15 protein-coding genes are annotated in these 17,871 nt (G+C 64.0%); 4 read left to right on the top strand and 11 right to left on the bottom strand.

What is annotated here, in order from left to right; all coding sequences use genetic code 11:
• Positions 1 to 137 precede the first annotated feature (137 nt).
• Complete coding sequence (gene hexR / locus E5221_RS05665; RefSeq protein ID WP_169774905.1) at positions 138 to 1,001, top strand: DNA-binding transcriptional regulator HexR; 864 nt, start codon at positions 138 to 140, stop codon at positions 999 to 1,001.
• Here hexR and E5221_RS05660 read toward each other — a convergent pair.
• From E5221_RS05660 to edd, 11 genes are all read right to left on the bottom strand, one after another.
• On the bottom strand, positions 994 to 1,848 hold the full coding sequence (locus tag E5221_RS05660) for a D-hexose-6-phosphate mutarotase (protein WP_013971129.1): 855 nt from the start codon (positions 1,846 to 1,848) through the stop codon (positions 994 to 996). The two genes, hexR and E5221_RS05660, sit on opposite strands and share 8 nt — an antisense overlap.
• A gap of 116 nt (positions 1,849 to 1,964) precedes the next feature.
• Positions 1,965 to 3,257: a carbohydrate porin gene (locus tag E5221_RS05655; RefSeq protein ID WP_230397116.1), complete on the bottom strand. Its 1,293-nt coding sequence runs from the start codon at positions 3,255 to 3,257 to the stop codon at positions 1,965 to 1,967.
• 101 nt (positions 3,258 to 3,358) lie between these two features.
• The gene (ugpC, locus tag E5221_RS05650) at positions 3,359 to 4,513 is read right to left on the bottom strand and encodes a sn-glycerol-3-phosphate ABC transporter ATP-binding protein UgpC (RefSeq protein WP_013971127.1); all 1,155 of its coding nucleotides are present in this window, start codon (positions 4,511 to 4,513) and stop codon (positions 3,359 to 3,361) included.
• Between the two features lie 3 nt (positions 4,514 to 4,516).
• A complete protein-coding gene (locus E5221_RS05645) occupies positions 4,517 to 5,362 on the bottom strand; it encodes a carbohydrate ABC transporter permease (protein ID WP_003257967.1) in 846 nt (281 codons plus the stop codon).
• A complete protein-coding gene (locus E5221_RS05640; RefSeq protein WP_013971125.1) occupies positions 5,355 to 6,263 on the bottom strand; it encodes a sugar ABC transporter permease in 909 nt (302 codons plus the stop codon). The genes E5221_RS05645 and E5221_RS05640 overlap by 8 nt, the downstream gene beginning before the upstream one ends.
• Before the next feature lie 145 nt (positions 6,264 to 6,408).
• On the bottom strand, positions 6,409 to 7,695 hold the full coding sequence (locus E5221_RS05635; RefSeq protein WP_247846978.1) for an ABC transporter substrate-binding protein: 1,287 nt from the start codon (positions 7,693 to 7,695) through the stop codon (positions 6,409 to 6,411).
• Between the two features lie 104 nt (positions 7,696 to 7,799).
• On the bottom strand, positions 7,800 to 9,050 hold the full coding sequence (locus E5221_RS05630; RefSeq protein ID WP_247846977.1) for an AGE family epimerase/isomerase: 1,251 nt from the start codon (positions 9,048 to 9,050) through the stop codon (positions 7,800 to 7,802).
• Positions 9,051 to 9,290: 240 nt separating this feature from the next.
• Positions 9,291 to 10,745, bottom strand: a complete 1,455-nt coding sequence (locus E5221_RS05625; RefSeq protein WP_025337865.1) for an ATP-binding protein — start codon at positions 10,743 to 10,745, stop codon at positions 9,291 to 9,293.
• Entirely contained in the window at positions 10,726 to 11,451 is a 726-nt protein-coding gene (gltR, locus tag E5221_RS05620) for a two-component system response regulator GltR (RefSeq protein ID WP_003257963.1), read from the bottom strand. The genes E5221_RS05625 and gltR overlap by 20 nt, the downstream gene beginning before the upstream one ends.
• Positions 11,452 to 11,619: 168 nt before the next feature.
• Positions 11,620 to 12,582 carry a glucokinase gene (locus tag E5221_RS05615; RefSeq protein ID WP_061551892.1) on the bottom strand — a complete coding sequence of 321 codons (963 nt, stop codon included), beginning with the start codon at positions 12,580 to 12,582 and terminating at the stop codon, positions 11,620 to 11,622.
• Positions 12,579 to 14,405, bottom strand: coding sequence for a phosphogluconate dehydratase (edd, locus tag E5221_RS05610; protein ID WP_013971120.1), 1,827 nt, complete (start codon positions 14,403 to 14,405; stop codon positions 12,579 to 12,581). The genes E5221_RS05615 and edd overlap by 4 nt, the downstream gene beginning before the upstream one ends.
• Positions 14,406 to 14,670: 265 nt before the next feature.
• Here edd and gap point away from each other — a divergent pair, with 265 nt between their 5' ends.
• The 3 genes from gap (at position 14,671) to E5221_RS05595 (ending at position 17,417) form a co-directional block, all read left to right on the top strand.
• Positions 14,671 to 15,672 carry a type I glyceraldehyde-3-phosphate dehydrogenase gene (gene gap, locus E5221_RS05605; protein WP_003257961.1) on the top strand — a complete coding sequence of 334 codons (1,002 nt, stop codon included), beginning with the start codon at positions 14,671 to 14,673 and terminating at the stop codon, positions 15,670 to 15,672.
• A 198-nt stretch (positions 15,673 to 15,870) separates the two neighbouring features.
• Positions 15,871 to 16,383 (top strand): sigma-70 family RNA polymerase sigma factor, encoded by a 513-nt coding sequence (locus E5221_RS05600; protein ID WP_039612760.1) that lies wholly within the window; start codon positions 15,871 to 15,873, stop codon positions 16,381 to 16,383.
• Between the two features lie 71 nt (positions 16,384 to 16,454).
• Positions 16,455 to 17,417 carry a FecR domain-containing protein gene (locus tag E5221_RS05595; RefSeq protein ID WP_061551891.1) on the top strand — a complete coding sequence of 321 codons (963 nt, stop codon included), beginning with the start codon at positions 16,455 to 16,457 and terminating at the stop codon, positions 17,415 to 17,417.
• Positions 17,418 to 17,871: the final 454 nt, after the last annotated feature.

Here is a 17,871-nt window from a genome sequence, read left to right as displayed (position 1 = left end):
AACCACAACATTACACACAAGTGTTACAGACAAGTGGTACGTCAACCGCGCCGACAGTACGATAGACGACCGTGCAAAAAGCCTGCTGCTCCAACAGCCGGCTGTCTTCCCGACCCAAGGACACACCCATGGACCGCGTGCGAAACCTCCTGGAACAGATCCAGGGCCGCCTCGACGAGCTGAACAAGGCCGAACGCAAAGTCGCCGAAGTCATCCTGCTCAATCCGCAACAAGCCACCCGTTTCAGCATCGCTGCGCTGGCCCAGGCGGCCAAGGTCAGCGAACCGACCGTCAACCGCTTCTGCCGCTCGTTCGGCGTCAGCGGCTACCCCGAGCTCAAGCTGCAGCTGGCGCAGAGCCTGGCCAGCGGCGCCGCCTACGTCAGCCGCGCGGTGGAGGCTGACGATGACCCGGCAGCCTACACCCAGAAGATCTTCGCCAGTGCCATCGCCTCGCTCGACAGCGCCTGCCAGCAGCTCGACCCGCAACAGGTCAGCCGTGCCGTGGACATGATGATCCAGGCCCGGCAGATCCACTTCTTCGGCCTGGGCGCCTCGGCGCCGGTGGCGCTGGACGCCCAGCACAAGTTCTTCCGCTTCAACCTGGCAGTATCGGCCCACGCCGACGTGCTGATGCAGCGCATGCTGGCCTCGGTGGCGCACACCGGCGACCTGTTCGTCATCATCTCCTACACCGGGCGCACCCGCGAACTGGTCGAGGTGGCCCGCCTGGCCCGGGAAAACGGCGCCTCGGTACTGGGCCTGACCGCTGCCGGTTCGCCACTGGCCAATGCCTGCAGCCTGAGCCTGCACATTCCGCTGCCGGAAGACACCGACATCTACATGCCGATGACCTCGCGGATCATCCAGCTGACCGTGCTCGATGTGCTGGCCACCGGCATGACCCTGCGTCGCGGCGTGGACTTCCAGCCGCACCTGCGCAAGATCAAGGAAAGCCTCAACGCCAGCCGCTACCCGATCGAGGACGACGAGCTCAACTGAGCCGGTGCGCCTGCAGGCGCAGGTGGGCACGCTGCCCCGGCGCCAGGCTCAGGCCCTCGCCACTGCCGCTGGCGGCCTCGACACAGACGAAGCGCTGGCATTCACGCCCGGTCACGCCCATCAGCGGGCGGTTGCCCGGGTGCCACACCACCGTGTCGTCGCTGTCACCGGTATCGATGCACAGCTCGCGCTGCCAGGCCGGGTCCTGCAATTGCACCCGCGGCGTGCCGGGGTAGACCTTCTGGCAACCGCCCTTGAGCTTCAGCGCGCCATCTTCACGGCAGGCCTGGCGGTTCAGGCGGTCGTAGCCTTCGATATCCTCCAGCCCGGACAGCGCTATCTCGGACACGTCACTGATGCGCCAGTAGGCCAGCAGGGCATGGCTCAGCTGGCAGGGTTCGCTGTCCTGGTGCTCGGTGCTCAGGCTCAGCTCCATGCGGCTACCCAGCCGGGCATGCAGGTCAACCTGCCAGTCGCACAGGTCCAGCCGCCATTTCAGGGTTACGCCCTCCTCGTCCTCGCGGCTGTCCACCAGCTTCCAGTCGAGCAGGCGCGCCCAGCCATGGGCGGGCCACAAGTCCTCGCTGGGGTGGCGGCCATACCATGGCCAGCACACCGGCACGCCACCGCGGATCGCCCCCACCTGCGGCCACTGCTCGGCGCACCACAGCCAGGGCCGTTCACCCGCTGGTTGAAAATGCAGCAGTTGCGCACCCTGGCGGCTGAACACCGCCTGGCAACGGGGATGGTCGATGATCAGCACATCGCGCTGCTGGTAACGCTCCCACTCGAATGTCGGCCGGGGCCGCTGCGAGGTGAAGAAGCGATGGAGCGGATGTTCGGGCATGGTTCAGAGCTCTTGTTGTTTGAGATAGCGCTGTCTCGGCCTATCCCCGACAACCACTGAAGACCAGTGGTTGTCGGGTACCGAAGTGGATTGGCGTAAATTTACAACAATTGCTCTCAGAATGACGACTGAATCTTCAAACCTGCGACCAGCGCGTTGTCCACCTCATCCACGCCGCCGGGGCTCTTGATGTACTGCAGGTTGGGCCGCACGGTCAGCCAGTTGGTGACGTGGAAGCCGTAGTAGAGCTCGGCGTTGTACTCGGTACGCTGCAGCGGCACGAAGCCTGGGTTGTCGTAATCGCTGATGCCGCTCTGGGCGTTGAGCAGTTCCGCGCGCTTCTTCACGTCGTCATTCACATGAATGCGCGCCACGCCAAAGCCGATATCGTCCTTGGGCCGGGCGTCGAATGCGCCTTTGTAGACCAAGCCCAGTTGCTGATAGTTGTCGACGACGTTGGTGGCCTTGTCGTGCACGGTGAAGTTGGCGAACAGGCTCAGGCCACGGTTTACATCGCCGCCATGGGCAGTGACCTGCTGCTGTGCCACCACCCACCAGCCATGCTTGCTGGAGTGCGACTTGAAGGCCTCGCCCGTCAGCGCCTGCGGGTTGCCGTTGACGTCATCGAACACATCGTCGGCCTTGGCCGTGCTGTAGTAGTAACCCAGACGGTACTCGCCCGGCAGGCCATTGACCTTGGGTGACCACACCGCTTCCACCGGCAGGATCGCGCCTTTGGTGCCGCTGCCACTGAGCTTGAAGCCGTTGCCGGTTTCCAGGTTGGAAGGGTTCTGCTCGAAGGCACCGACCTGAACGAAGAATTCCGGAGTGATGTTGTATTTCACCCGCAGCGCCCACTGGCTGACCGGCCAGTTGTACCAGATGCCGCCAACCCAGTTGCCCACCTGCGAGCCGCAGAAGGCCAGGTTCTGGAAGTCGCAAGGGAAACTGTTGAAATCCTCGCCCTCGCCGAAGCGGCCGAATTTCACGTCCAGCGCACCGTCGAAGTACTTCTGCTTGACCCACATCTGGGTCAGGCGCCAAGTCTGGCCGCGGCCCCACACTTCCTGCACCGAGCTGAACTGCCCGGCGCGCGGGTCGCTGATGCGGTCGTTGGACAGGTTGCGGCCGCTGCGCTCGGTGATCGCCAGCTTGAACTCGGCGTCGTGCCAGCCAAAGATTTTCTGCAGGTCCAGGTGCGCGCCGAGGGCGAACTGGTCGCTGTAGCGCGCAGTCTTGTCGTCGTTGTATCCACCGTGCAGGTTACCGGCAACCTCGCCGACGTAATCGAGGGTGAAGTCATAGCCCTTTTCCAGCAACTCGGTGCGGGTGCCGCCCCAGTCGCCGGTCATCCACTTCGATTCGCTGGAAAAAGCTTCGGCAGCCTGAACGCTGCTGCCAACAGCCATCGCCAGTGGCGCGAGCAAGGCCAGCGAGCCCAATGTCCTGATGCGTTTGCGCTGTTCCATCCCTTTGCGTCCTCTTTTTCTTATTTGATGGTGTAGACGAGTTATCGGCCCTTGAAGTGCGCCACGTTGTCTTTCATGGTTGCAGCAGTGGTGGCCAGGTGCAGGCGCTCGCCGCTGGCGGCGTCGAACAGCAGCACCCGGGCTGGGTCGAATTGCAGGTTCAGGTTATCGCCGACCCGGCACGCCACATCCGGCGCCAGGCGGCAGCAGACCTTGGTCTGGTTGAGGGTGACGAATACCAGCAGGTCTGGCCCGGTGGGCTCGGTCACCTGCACCTCGGCGCGAATGCCGGGCAGGCCATTGCCCTCGGCTGCACCCAGGGCAATCTGCTCGGGGCGGATGCCGAGGATGACCTCGCGGCCATCCATCTCGTCCGCGGCCATTCCCAAGGGCAGCTCGCAACGCGCCTGGCCGCTGTCGAGCACGGCCAGCAGGCGCCCGTCCTGTTGCGTGAGGCGCACCGGGATGAAATTCATCGGCGGCGAGCCGATGAAGCTGGCGACGAACTGGTTGGCCGGATCGTTGTAGATCTGCTGCGGGGTGCCGAACTGCTGGATGATGCCGTCCTTCATCACCGCCACCTTGTCCCCCAGGGTCATGGCCTCGATCTGGTCATGGGTGACGTACACGGTGGTGGTCTTCAGGCGCTGGTGCATCAGTTTCATTTCGGTGCGCATCTCGACGCGCAACTTGGCATCGAGGTTGGACAGCGGTTCATCGAACAGGTAGATCTTCGGCCGCCGTGCCAGCGCCCGGCCCATGGCCACGCGCTGTTGCTGGCCACCGGACAGCTGCGCCGGCTTGCGCGCTAGCAAGTGCTCGATCTGCAACAGCTTGGCCACCCTCGCCACTTCCTCGTCGATTGCAGCTTGCGGCAGCTTGCGGATCTTCAGGCCGAACTCGATGTTCTCGCGCACGCTCATGGTCGGGTACAGCGCGTAGGACTGAAACACCATGGCGATGTCGCGGTCCTTGGGGCTCATGCCGCTGACGTCCTGCTGGTCGATGAGTATCGCGCCGCCGGTGATCTGCTCCAGCCCGGCGATGCAGTTCATCAAGGTCGACTTGCCGCAGCCCGAGGGGCCGACCAGGATCAGGAACTCGCCATCCTTGATCGACAGCTGGATGTCCTTGAGGGTGTCCGGCAAACCGCTGCCGTAGGTCTTGTTCACATTGCGAAGTTCGAGCGTTGCCATGACTTACCCCTTTACCGCGCCAGCAGTCAGCCCGCGGACGAAATATTTGCCTGCCACCACGTAGACCAGCAGGGTTGGCAGGCCGGCGATCATCGCCGCCGCCATGTCGACGTTGTATTCCTTGGCCCCGGTGCTGGTATTGACCAGGTTGTTCAGGGCCACGGTAATCGGTTGCGAATCGCCGCTGGAGAACACCACGCCGAACAGGAAGTCGTTCCAGATCTGGGTGAACTGCCAGATCAGGCAGACCATGATGATCGGCGTGGACATCGGCAGGATGATGCGGCGGAAGATGGTGAAGAACCCGGCACCGTCCAGACGCGCGGCCTTGACCAGCGCATCGGGGATGCTTACGTAGAAGTTGCGGAAGAACAGCGTGGTGAAGGCCAGGCCGTAGACCACGTGTACCAGCACCAGACCGGTCGTGGTGCTGGCCAGGCCGAGCTTGCCGAGGGTGAACGAGGCCGGCAGCAGTACAGTCTGGAACGGCAGGAAGCAGCCGAACAGCAGCAGGCCGAAGAACAGCTGCGAACCGCGGAAGCGCCACATCGACAGCACATAGCCGTTCAGCGCGCCGATGGCGGTGGAGATCAGCACCGCTGGCACGGTGATCATGATCGAATTCCAGAAGTAACCGCTGACCGTGCTCCAGGCCTTGACCCAACCGATGCCGGTAAATACTGCCGGCCAGCTCAGCAGGTTGCCGGTGCTGATGTCTTCCGGGGTCTTGAAGCTGGTCAGCAGCATCACCACCAACGGTACCAGGTACAGCAGCACCGCCAGCAACAGCACGGCGTGGATGGCGATACGGCTCGGGCTCAGCACCGCTTTGTCGAGAGGGCTATGCATGGCGTTTGCTCCGCAGCTCCGAGTACAGGTAAGGCACGAGGATCGCCAGGATCGCCCCTAGCATCAGGATGGCGCTGGCCGAGCCCATGCCCATCTGGCCGCGGCTGAAGGTAAACGAATACATGAACATCGCCGGCAGGTCGGACGAGTAGCCAGGGCCGCCGGCAGTCATGGCCGCCACCAGGTCGAAGCTCTTGATGGCAATGTGCGCGAGGATCATCAGCGAGCTGAAGAACACCGGGCGCAGGCTGGGCAGTACCACGCGCCAGTAGATGCGCGGCAGGCTGGCGCCGTCGATCTGCGCGGCACGGATGATCGACGGGTCGACGCCACGCAGGCCGGCAAGGAACATTGCCATGATGAAACCCGAGGCCTGCCACACGGCGGCGATCACCAGGCAGTACACCACCCGGTCGGGATCAATCAGCCAGTCCAGGCGAAAGCCCTCCCAGCCCCAGTCACGCAGCAGCTTGTCCAGGCCCATGCCGGGGTTGAGCAGCCACTTCCAGGCGGTACCGGTGACGATCATCGACAGCGCCATGGGGTACAGGTAGATGGTGCGGATGAACCCTTCGCGACGGATGCGCTGGTCCAGCAAGACCGCCAGCACTACGCCGATGACCAGGCTGATGGCGATGAACAGGCCGCCGAACAGCAGCAGGTTCTTGCTTGCCACCCACCAGCGGTCGTTGTCGAACAGCCGGGCGTATTGCGCCAGGCCGGCCCATTTGTAGGTCGGCAGGAAGGTCGAGGTGGTGAAGGACAGAACGAAGGTCCAGAGGATGTAGCCGTAGAAGCCCACCAGGATGATGAACATGCTAGGCGCCAGCACCAGCTTGGGCAGCCAGCGCTGTAGCGCGTCCAGGGGTGAGGCCCGCAGTTGGGCGGTTGCTGTGGTCATGGTTCAGATCCCCGTTTCAGGAATGGCATGCACGCTTGTAGGAGCAGCCTTGTGCTGCGAAGAGGCCATTGCAGGTACAGCAATGCCTCAAGCCATGCCGGCCCTTTCGCAGCACAAGGCTGCTCCTACAGGATGGTTGCCAGCTTTACTGGGCAGCCTTGATCGCCGCCGCCAGCTTCTTCGCCGCATCGGCCGGGTCGGCCTTGGGGTCGTTGATGTAGTTGGTCACCACATCGAAGAACGCGCCCTGCACGGCCAGCGTGGTGGCCATGTTGTGCGCCATGCTCGGCTGCAGGCCGCCATTTTTGGCATCGGCCAGGAAGTCCTTGGCAGAGGTCTGCGCGCAGGCGTCGAAGCCATACTTGCCCATGTCGGCCAGCATGTCGTTGCGCACCGGGATCGAGCCTTTGTTGCTGCTGAAGACCTTCTGGAAGTTCTCACCCAGCACCTTGCGGGCAATATCCTGCTGGCCGGCAGACGTTCCGGCGTCGTTCTGCTTGAACACCACCAGCGAGTCGATGTTGTACAGGAAGGCCTTTTCGGTGCCGGGGAACGGCACGCACTGGTAGTCCTTGCCGGCGGTTTTCTTCGCCAGGGTCCATTCGCTCTTGGCCCAGTCGCCCATGATCTGCATGCCGGCCTTGCCGTTGATGACCTTGGCCGCTTCCAGGTTCCAGTCCTGGCCTTTGCCATCCGGGTCCATGTAGGTGGCGACCTTTTTCAGTTCGGTCAGCGCCTTGACCATCTGCGGGCCAGTCAAGGCCGTGCTGTCGAGGTCGACCAGGGCCTTCTTGTAGCCATCGGCCCCCATGACCGCCAGCACCACGCTTTCGAACACGGTGCTGTCCTGCCACGGCTGGCCGCCATGGGCGAGCGGGATGAAGCCGGCGGCCTTGAGCTTGTCGGCGGCGGCGTAGAATTCGTCGAGGGTGGCTGGCGCCTTGTCGATCCCGGCCTTCTTGAAGACCTCAGGATTGATCCACAGCCAGTTGATGCGGTGGATGTTCACCGGCACGGCGACATAGTCACCGTCGTACTTGACGGTATCCGCGACCTTCTTGTCGAGCAGTGAGTCCCACTTTTCTTCCTTGGCCACATCCTTGAGCACATCGGCGTCGAGCAGGCCGGTGGCAGCCCAGTCCTGGATGTCCGGGCCCTTGATCTGCGCGACACCCGGCGGGTTGCCGGCCACGGCGCGGCTCTTGAGTACGGTCATGGCGGTGGCACCACCACCACCGGCGACGGCGCCGTCCTTCCAGGTGAAGCCATCTTTTTCGACCTGGGCCTTGAGCACATCGACCGCCGCTTTTTCACCACCGGAGGTCCACCAGTGCACAACCTCGACACTGCCTTTGGCATCGGCAGCCAAGGCACTCAGCGGGAACAAGGAGGCCAGTGAGATTGCGGCAGCGAGACGGAGCGTGGAATTCATCGAAGCACCTTTCTTGTTGTTATGCCGTGCAAGTCGATCGCTTGCGTTGCATGAAGTCTAAACAGCGTGCTCGCCTCGCCAGGTAACGAAGCGATGCGCGAATGTCATCGTTTGGTTACATTGCCGGCAAAGCTGTAGGCCAGGCTGGGTGCCAGTGGCAAGCCCGGCAGCAGCAGCGCCTGGTAGGCATGGTAGAGGTCGGGTTTGCCTGGCCAGATGGTCGCGGCCGGCTGGTTGTGCGCATCGAGTTCGTGGTGCCAGCTGCCAGCGCCATGGTCAATGAAATGGTTGGCGATGAAGGCCCAGCAACGGCGGTACCACTGTTCGTAGTGCCTGTCGCCCGTGCGCTGCAACAGTGCTGCTGCGGCGGCGCAGGCTTCGGCATGTACCCAGTGCAGGCGTGCGCGCACCACCGGGCGATCGTCCCAGTCCAGGGTGTAGACGAAACCGGGCGCGCCATCGACGTTCCAGGCCTGCTGGCAGGCTGTGTCGAATAATGCGCGGGCGCAGTCTGGCAGCCACCGCGGGGCTTGCAGGCCGGACCGTTCCAGGCTGGCCTCCAGGTGCAGCAGCAACCGCGCCCACTCCAGGGCATGCCCGGGCGTGGAGCCATAAGGCCGGAAGTGGTCTGCCGGGTACGCCTGGTTGTAGTGCGGCAGCGGCTGCCAGAGGGCGTCGAAATGCTCGATGACCCGGTAGCCGTTGGCGGCGGCATGGGTATGGATGATGCGTTCGGCGATGCGCAAGGCACGTTGCAGCCACAGGTTGTCGCCAGTTACGTCTGCCAGGGCCAGGAAGCCCTCGACCGCATGCATGTTGCTGTTGGCACCACGGTACTGCTCGGGCAGCTGCCAGGCGCGGGAGAAGGCTTCCCGCAGGGCCCCCTCCTCTTCGCTCCAGAAATGCGCTTCGAGCACCTGCACCGCGTCTGCCAGCAGGACTGGTGCACCACTAGCGCCTGCCATCACCGCCGAGCTGGCGGCCAGGGCGACAAAGGCATGCAGGTAAGCCGCCTTGCCGCTGTCGTCATGGCCACCGGGGTGGGCGAACCAGCCGCCGTAGGTGGCATCCTGCAGCGCGCCACGCAGTGCGGCCACGCCATGTTCGGCATAGGCCATGTAGCCGGGCACCCCCTGCAGGTGGGCCAGGGCAAAGCAGTGGGTCATGCGGGTGGTGATGAGGGTTTCGGCGCGGGCACCGGGGGCAAGCAGGCCTGCGGCGTCGAGGCTACCGAAGCCATCGGGCAGTTTCGCAGCCGTGGCGAAGGCCAGCAGGCGTTGCCCTTCTGCCATGCGCCAGGCGTTGTGGGCCGGGGCGTCGAGCCAGCGGGTGGAAGCCAGGTTGGAGGTGCTCATGGGCCAGCTTGATCCTTGCCAGTCGTCTGCGAATTCTAGTGAGCGGGCCTGGATGGGAATGTCACCAAGGAGGGTGGCTTTGTCACCAGCCAGTGACATTTGTGTTGCCTGTGCCGGCCTCTTCGCGGGTAAACCCGCTCCTACAAGTTTTTGCGTTAGCCTCGGAGTCTGTATGGACCTGTGAGGTCTTTGTGGGAGCGGGTTTACCCGCGAAGGGACCGGTAGAGGCAATACAACCCTTCAGTCCATGCCCCGCGGCAGATACAAGGTCACCCGCAACCCGCCCTCACGCAGGTTCAGCAAGCTCACCTCCCCGCCATGGCTATGGGCAATGTTGCGCGCAATCCCCAACCCCAGCCCGTACCCCTGCTGCTGCCCGGCCAGACGGAAGTGCGGCTCGAACACCTGTTCCAGTTGCTGCTGCGGCACCCCCGGCCCCTGGTCATCCACCTGCAGGACGAACCCCTCGGCACTGTCGATGATGCGCAGCCGCGCCCGTTCGCCGTACTTGATGGCGTTGTCGATCAGGTTGCCGATGCAGCGCCGCAACGCCAGCGGCTTGCCCGGGTACGGCGCCAGCGCCCGGCCTTCGAGCGTTATGCGGCCATCGCCCAGGTAAGGCTCGGCCAGGATTTCCAGCACCTGGTTGAGGTCGACCGGCTCGATGTTCTCGTGGATGTCGGTGTCCTTCACGCACTGCAACGCGCCTTTGACCAGCAGTTCCAGCTCGTCCAGATCCTGGCTGAACTTGGCCTGCAGGCGCTCGTCCTCCAGCAGCTCGACGCGCAGGCGCAAGCGGGTGATCGGCGTGCGCAGGTCGTGGGAAATGGCGCTGAACAGCTGGCTGCGCTCGGTCAGGTATCGGCTGATGCGCTCGCGCATGCTGTTGAACGCACGCCCCACCTCGACCACCTCGCTGCCACCACCTTCGGCCACCGGCGCCACATCGGCGCCCAGCGACATCTCCCGCGCAGCCCGCGCCAGGCGCTTGAGCGGCCAGCTTTGCCAGTGCACCAGCAAGCCGATGAACAACAGCAGCAAGGCCGTGGTCAGCACGATGAAGCCGATCTGCTGACGCGGCAGGCGCTCGGCCTCCAGGCTGGTGTAGGGTTCGGGCAGCAGCGAGGCGATGTACAACCACTCCCCCTCGCCCAGGCGGATCTGGGTTACCAGCACCGGCGGGTTGAGTGGCTCCAGGGTCAGCGAGTAATGCGCCCAGGACCGTGGCAGTTCGTCGAGCTTCAGCCCGCTGTTGAAGATACGCAGGTCGTCCGGCCCGACGAACTCCACGGAAATTTCCATCTGCGAACCCAGGCGCTCATGCAGCACTTGCTGGAACACATCGATCACCGCCTGCTTGCGTGGGGTAACGGGCAGTAGCGGCATGTCCAGCGGCTTGGCGTTGAGGGACACGAAAAAGCGCGTGCCGCCCATGCTGCGCAGCTGGTCGAGGACCATCGGCCGGTACGCCACCGGCAACGAGCGGAAGTAGCTGACACTGGCACTCATCGAATGAGCCAGGCTGCTGGCACTGGCACGCAGGCCCTGCAACTGGCTGGCGCGCAATTGGGCAACCCAGATGATGCTCGACAACCCCTGGGCCAGCAGCACTACCAGCAGGGTCAGCAGCAGCATGCGCCCCAGTAGCGAACGCGGCAGCAGACGCCAGCGCCGCTCAGGGCGCATTGCAGACATGGGCAGCCAACAGGTAACCGCTGCCGCGTACGGTGCGGATCAGCCGGGGTGGTTTGTCGGTATCGCGCAGGCGCTGGCGCAGGCGGCTGACCGCCATGTCGACGATGCGGTCCAGCGGCATCGGCTCGCGACCACGGGTGGCGTTGCCGATGGTGTCGCGGTCGAGGATCTGCTGTGGGTGGTCGAGGAACAGCTTGAGCAGGGCGAAGTCGGCGCCGGAGAGAATCACTTCCTCACCGTCGCGATGGAACAGGCGGTGGCTGACCGTGTCCAGGCGCCAGTCGTCGAAGGCCAGCACCGCACTGCCCGGCGCCGCCTGGCCGAACTCGGCGCGGCGCAGCAGGGCCTTGATCCGCGCTTGCAGTTCGCGGGGGCTGAATGGCTTGCCCAGGTAGTCGTCGGCGCCCAGCTCCAGGCCGATGACCCGGTCGGTTTCGTCGGAGCTGGCGGTGAGCATGATGATCGGTACCCGTGCCTGTCGCGGGTGCTGGCGTACCCAGCGGCACAAGCTGAAGCCGTCTTCGTCGGGCAGCATGACATCGAGGATGACCAGGTCGCAGGGGGTGGTTTCCAGCGCGCGGCGAAAGCCCTTGCCGTCGGCTTCGGCATGCACCTGGAAGCCGGAGCGGCTCAGGTAGGTTTGCAGTAGTTCGCGGATTTCCTGGTCGTCGTCGACCATCAGGATTGATTTGCCGGCAGTGCTCAAGGTGGTCCTTCCTCTTATTGATTGCAGGTCTTTTTGCCTGCTGTCGGGTGTTGCGTTCAGGGGCTGCCTTGCAGCCCATCGCGACACAAGGCCGCTCCTACAGAATGGCGCGGCCCCGTGTAGGAGCGGCCTTGTGTCGCGATGGGCCGCACAGCGGCCCCCTGCTACCTATCGGTTATCCAGCACCTGCTGCAAAGCCACCCCGGCCCCCAGCAACCCGGAAAACTCCGCCGTCACCAGCCAAACCGGCACGCCAGCGAAATAGCCACTCATGCAGCCCTTGTCGGAAAAACTCGCGGCAAACCCGCTGCGCAGGAACAGCTCGGCAAAGCGCGGGATCACGCCGCCGACAATATAGACCCCACCCCGTGCGCCCAGCGTCAGAACATTGTTACCAGCGACTCGGCCGAGGAACCGGCAGAACTGCTCGATCACCGCCAGCGCCCGCGGCTCGCCGCCGAGCGCGGCATCGGTGATCTGTGCCGGGGTCTTGTGTCGGGGTGTGTCGCCGTCCAGCGCGCAAATTGCCTGGTACAGGCGCAGCAGGCCACCGCCACTGAGCACGGTCTCGGCGCTGACATGGCCGATCTGCCCGTGAATCTGTTGGTGAATCGCCGCTTCGCGGGCATTGCCCACCGGCAGGTCGACGTGCCCGCCCTCTCCCGGCAAGGCATGCCAGTGCTGTTCGCCCAGGCGCAATAGCGCGCCAACGCCCAGCCCGGTACCCGGGCCAATGACCAATGCCGGCCGCGACAGGTCCGCCTGGCCTGGGCATACTTCGCGGAATTCGCCAGGACGCAGGCGGGTCATGCCCAGCGCCATGGCGGTAAAATCGTTGATCAGCAGCAGCCGCTCGACCTGCAATGTCTGGCAGAAGGCCACGCGGCTGAGGCGCCAGTGGTTGTTGGTGAAGCGGAACTCATCGCCATCGACCGGCCCGGCCACCGCCAGGCAGGCAGCAGTCACGCCGCCGCGGGGAATGCCCAAGCCTTCAAGGTAAGCCTCGATGGCCTGTTCCGGGCTGGTGTAGTCCTCGGTGGCAAAGACCTTCACTTCATGCAGCTGGTTGTCACGCCACAACGCAAAACGGGCATTGGTGCCGCCGATGTCGCCAACCAGCAGGTCCTTCATTTGAGGTTCTCCAGGGCCGAGGTGAACGCACTGGCGCCCTGCTCTGCCGGGCTGAACGCCATGCGCATGAAGCCGAACAGCTCGCGCCCGCAGCCCAGGTCGTTGCCCTGTGGCGCTGGCGGCAGATCGCGGCTGGCCAATTCTTCAGCCGACACCATTACCCGCAGCGTGCCTTCGACACCATCGACCCGCACAATATCACCATCGCGCACCCGTGCCAGCGGGCCGCCGTCATAAGCCTCGGGGCAAACGTGAATGGCCGCCGGAATCTTGCCCGAGGCACCGGACATGCGACCGTCGGTGACCAGCGCCACCTTGAAGCCACGGTCCTGCAGCACACCGAGGAACGGTGTGAGCTTGTGCAGCTCCGGCATGCCATTGCAGCGCGGGCCCTGGAAGCGCACCACGGCGACGAAGTCACGCTCCAGCTCGCCGGCCTTGAACGCATCGGCCAGCGACTGCTGGTCGTGGAACACCCGCGCCGGGGCCTCGACCACCTGGTGCTCGGGGGCAACAGCGGACACCTTCATCACGCCGCGACCGAGGTTGCCCTCCATCACCCGCAGGCCGCCTTCGGCCGAGAACGGCCGCGCCACCGGGCGCAGGATGCTTTCGTCCAGGCTGTGCTGCGGCCCTTCGCGCCACACCAGCTTGCCGTTGTCGAGGAACGGCTCCTGGGTGTAGCGGCGCAGGCCATGGCCGGCCACGGTGTTGACATCTTCGTGCAGCAGCCCGGCATCGAGCAGCTCGCGGATCAGGAAGGCCATGCCGCCAGCGGCCTGGAAGTGGTTGATGTCGGCCTTGCCGTTGGGGTAGACGTGGGACAGGGTCGGCACCACCTCGGACAGGTCGGCCATGTCCTGCCAGGTCAGCTGGATACCCGCAGCCTGGGCAATCGCCGGGATGTGCAGGGTATGGTTGGTCGAGCCGCCGGTGGCATGCAGCGCGACGATGGAGTTGACCAACGCCTTCTCGTCGACGATTTCACCCAGCGGCATGAAGCTGCCGCTGGCCTTGGTCATGCGCGTGACCTGCTGCGCGGCCTCGGCGGTGAGCGCGTCGCGCAGCGGTGTGTACGGGTTGACGAACGAGGCGCCCGGCAGGTGCAGGCCCATCACCTCCATCACCAACTGGTTGGTATTGGCAGTGCCGTAGAAGGTGCAGGTGCCAGGACTGTGGTAGGACTTCATCTCCGACTCCAGCAGCTCTTCGCGGCTGGCCTTGCCTTCGGCGTAGCGCTGGCGCACATCGGCCTTCTGCTTGTTGGAAATGCCGGAGACCATCGGCCCGCCCGGAACGAAGATGGTCGGCAGGTGGCCGAAGCGCAGCGCCCCCATCATCAGGCCGGGAACGATCTTGTCGCAGATGCCCAGCATCAGCGCGGCGTCGAACATGTTGTGCGACAGGGCCACGGCAGTGGACATGGCGATCACTTCACGGCTGGCGATGGCCAGCTCCATGCCTGGCTCGCCCTGAGTCACGCCATCGCACATGGCTGGCACGCCACCGGCGAACTGGCCGACCGAGCCGACCTCACGCAAGGCCTGCTTGATCTGCTCGGGGAAGTGCTGGTACGGCTGGTGCGCCGAAAGCATGTCGTTGTAGGCCGAGACAATGGCCACGTTGGCCGCGTTCATCAGGCGCAGGGTCTGCTTGTCGTCGCTGCCGCAACCGGCCACGCCATGGGCGAAGTTGGCGCACTGCAGGCTGGCACGCATGGGGCCGTCACTGGCCGCGCCGCGAATCAGTTGCAGGTAGCGTTCGCGGGTGGCACGGCTACGTTCGACCAGCCGCTGGGTGACCTCAAGGATGCGCGGATGCATGTACTGGACTCCAGGCTAATTGTAAGGGCGGTTTGCCGGGCATTTCCCCTCCAAACGATTGCGGCCTAGGCTCAAGGTAGAGGAGCCCGCTGCATCGGTGGAGGCACGTCGCCCAACCACTCGTTGTATGTTTAAACAAAATACTGCCACTAAAAAGGCTTGTTTTCTATCGGCAGGTGAATAATCTTGTAATTCCAACAACAAAACCGTTTCAGTGAAGCTCCTTTGTGCCACAGCTTTCACTCGGACTGCCAGAGGTACTGCCATGACCCTACGCATCGCCATCAATGGATTCGGCCGCATCGGGCGCAACGTCCTGCGCGCACTGTATACCCAAGGCTACCGCCAGGACCTGCAGGTCGTCGCCATCAACGACCTGGGCGACAGCGCCATGAATGCCCACCTGCTCAAGTACGACAGCGTGCACGGTACTTTCGACGCCAGCGTCGAGGCCGACCACGAAAGCCTCACGGTCAATGGTGACCGTATCGCGGTCAGCGCCATCCGCAACCCGGCCGAACTGCCCTGGAAGGCCGAGGCGATCGACGTGGTGTTCGAATGCACCGGGCTGTTCACCGAGCGTGCCAAGGCCGCCGCCCACCTGGCTGCGGGGGCTGGCAAGGTGATTGTCTCGGCACCGGCCAAAGGCGCCGATGCCACCGTGGTGTACGGGGTCAACCATGACATCCTGCGGGCCTCGCACCAGATCATCTCCAATGCCTCCTGCACTACCAACTGCCTGGCACCGATTGCCCAGGTGCTGCACCGCGAGTTCGGCATCGAACAGGGCCTGATGACCACCATCCATGCCTATACCAACGATCAGGTGCTGACCGATGTGTACCACGGCGACCCGTATCGTGCGCGTTCGGCAACCCAGTCGATGATCCCGAGCAAGACCGGCGCTGCCGAGGCCGTGGGCCTGGTATTGCCGGAGCTGGCCGGCAAGCTGACCGGCATGGCGGTACGGGTGCCGGTGATCAACGTGTCGCTGGTGGACCTCACGGTCAACCTCAAGCGCGAGGCCACGGCCGAACAGGTCAACCAGCTGTTCCTCGAGGCCAGCAAGCATTCCAGGGTATTGGGCTACAACGCCTTGCCGCTGGTTTCCTGCGATTTCAACCACAACCCGCTGTCGTCGATCTTCGATGCCAACCATACCCGGGCCAACGGGCGCATGCTCAAGGTGCTGGCCTGGTATGACAACGAGTGGGGGTTCTCCAACCGCATGCTGGATAACTGCCTGGCGTTGTGCCGCGCCGGCTGAGCATGACATGGCATTTTTACCGCCTGTGAGATCGAGCGCCGCGCGGGCGGCGCTCGATCTCACAGGCGCTGATAATGCCGCGGCGAGCGCCTCTGCGCCCAATACTCACAATCTTTACCTTTTCCTAACATTTCCAGGCTTGACCTTCGAGGAGGATGATAAGCATTATCATTAACCTTTCGTCGGCCAGGTCCCCCTGTGAGTCAGTCCCGGTTCAACTCTGTCTTCCTCGTCCAGCGTCTTACCCTGCTGCGCACCCTGCAACGCATGGTGGGCAACCCCAACACTGCCGAAGACCTGTTGCAGGAAACCTACCTGCGGGTTTCCCGCGCGCTCGGTGAGCGGCCCATCGAACACATCGAGCCGTTCGTGTTCCAGACCGCGCGCAACCTGGCCCTCGACCATCTGCGCGCGCGCCGGGTGCAATCGCGCATGCTGGTCGACGACGTGCCCGACGAGGTCCTGCACAGCGTGGCCGCACCGGCCACCAGCAGCGAGGATGCGGCACATGCCGAGCAGTTGCTCAAGCACCTGAGTATCAGCCTCAAACAACTGAGCGAACGTCAGCAGCGCATCTTCATACTAAGCCGGCTGCATGGCGCCACCTACCTGGAAATCGCCAGACAACTGAATGTTTCTCCCAGCACGGTACAGAAGGAACTGAAACTGATCATGGCGATCTGCATGGGTGTCGCCGACCGCCTCAAGTGAGACAACCCAAAGCCCTTGCCACACCCCGCCTCAGCCTTGATCATTCGAAAAAAACCATTCAAGGATTCACCGTGACCGACAGCCCTGCCCCTCGCCCGTCACCCGCTGGGCCCAGCGCCCGTGCTCGTGCCATGGACGAGGCGCTGGACTGGCTGGTGCGCCTGCAATGCGCCGACGCCGAGGACACCCAGGCCTTCGAAGCCTGGCTGAGCGCAGCGCCGGAAAATGCCGAGGCCTATGTCGAGGCAGAAGCATTGTGGAACGGCGCACCGCTGCACCAGGTGGCCCTGCAGATGCATCAGCAACAGCGCCGCTCGTGGCGCGGGCGCCTGCGCAGCCACTGGAAACCCCTGGCCACGGTAGCGCTGCTGCTGGTCGGGCTGTTCACCCTCGGCAACCTGCCCATGCGCCTGCAGGCCGACCACCTGACAGTGGTGGGAGAACGCCAGCGCCTGCAGCTGGAAGACGGGGCGAAAGTGCTGCTCAACACCAATTCGGCATTTGCCAGCGAGCAGCGTGATGGTCGCCAGGTCGCCCGCCTGCTGCAGGGTGAGGCCTATTTTCAGGTCCCCGAGGGCGCGCTGCTGCCACTGGAAGTGCAGGCCGGGCCGTTGCGCGCGCAGGTGCGCGACACCGACTTTGCCGTGCGCTACCTCGACGGCGAGGCACAGGTGCGGGTGCAGCGCGGCGATGTCGACCTGCAGGGGGACCGCGACCAGCGCATCCGCCTGAGCGCCGGCGACAGCATCAGCGTCGGCCCCCAGGGATTCGGCAAGCGCCAGCGCCCCGACATGCACAAGGACCTGGCCTGGGTCGACGGCCGCCTGGTGTTCGAGAACTGCCCGCTGAGCCAGGTGCTGGCCGAGGTGCAGCGCTACTACCCGGGCTGGATCATCAACCGCAATGCGCAGCTGGAAGACATGGCGGTCACCGGCAACTACCGCCTCGACCAGCCGCTGGAAACCCTGCGTGCGCTGGCCCACATCACCTCGGCACAGCTGCATGAGTACCCGGCGCTGGTTATCCTGAACTGATCTTTTGCCTGTCTCGGCCTCATCGCCGGCAAGCCAGCTCCCACCCCGACCGCATTGGCCTCAAGCAATGCGATGTCCCTGTGGGAGATTACCCAGCCCTTTTGGGCTGCGCTGTCGCGCAGAGAACAAATATCGCTCGTCTGACGCGGCCTTTGTAGGAGCAGCCTTGTGCTGCGAAGAGGCCGGTACAAGCAACAGACAGGCTTTGTCAGTACCGGCCTCTTCGCAGCACAAGGCTGCTCCTACAGAACCTCGCCGAACCAATGAGTCATGTGTTGTTCTATGAGAGCTGGCTTGCCGGCGATGAGGCCCGTGCAGGCAGCACATGATCATGGCCCCCTGAATTTATTTTTACGCAGTCACGCTACCCCGCCCGTCTCGTTATAGCCAATGCAACTGATTCTCGTTTGAAAACGAGCACAGCCATCACCTATAACAGTCCGCGCGTCAGGGA

This window comes from Pseudomonas sp. A2, assembly GCF_023100865.1.
Taxonomy (GTDB): domain Bacteria; phylum Pseudomonadota; class Gammaproteobacteria; order Pseudomonadales; family Pseudomonadaceae; genus Aquipseudomonas; species Aquipseudomonas asiatica.
This window is presented reverse-complemented; position numbering and strand designations above follow the sequence as displayed.

Excerpts from the sequence above, each read along its gene's own strand:
- E5221_RS05660 (WP_013971129.1), bottom strand. The coding sequence starts at position 1,848 with ATGCCCGAACATCCGCTCCATCGCTTCTTCACCTCGCAGCGGCCCCGG.
- E5221_RS05655 (WP_230397116.1), bottom strand. The coding sequence starts at position 3,257 with ATGGCTGTTGGCAGCAGCGTTCAGGCTGCCGAAGCTTTTTCCAGCGAA.
- ugpC (WP_013971127.1), bottom strand. The coding sequence starts at position 4,513 with ATGGCAACGCTCGAACTTCGCAATGTGAACAAGACCTACGGCAGCGGT.
- E5221_RS05645 (WP_003257967.1), bottom strand. The coding sequence starts at position 5,362 with ATGCATAGCCCTCTCGACAAAGCGGTGCTGAGCCCGAGCCGTATCGCC.
- E5221_RS05640 (WP_013971125.1), bottom strand. The coding sequence starts at position 6,263 with ATGACCACAGCAACCGCCCAACTGCGGGCCTCACCCCTGGACGCGCTA.
- E5221_RS05635 (WP_247846978.1), bottom strand. The coding sequence starts at position 7,695 with ATGAATTCCACGCTCCGTCTCGCTGCCGCAATCTCACTGGCCTCCTTG.
- E5221_RS05630 (WP_247846977.1), bottom strand. The coding sequence starts at position 9,050 with ATGAGCACCTCCAACCTGGCTTCCACCCGCTGGCTCGACGCCCCGGCC.
- E5221_RS05625 (WP_025337865.1), bottom strand. The coding sequence starts at position 10,745 with ATGTCTGCAATGCGCCCTGAGCGGCGCTGGCGTCTGCTGCCGCGTTCG.
- E5221_RS05615 (WP_061551892.1), bottom strand. The coding sequence starts at position 12,582 with ATGAAGGACCTGCTGGTTGGCGACATCGGCGGCACCAATGCCCGTTTT.
- edd (WP_013971120.1), bottom strand. The coding sequence starts at position 14,405 with ATGCATCCGCGCATCCTTGAGGTCACCCAGCGGCTGGTCGAACGTAGC.
- gap (WP_003257961.1), top strand. The coding sequence starts at position 14,671 with ATGACCCTACGCATCGCCATCAATGGATTCGGCCGCATCGGGCGCAAC.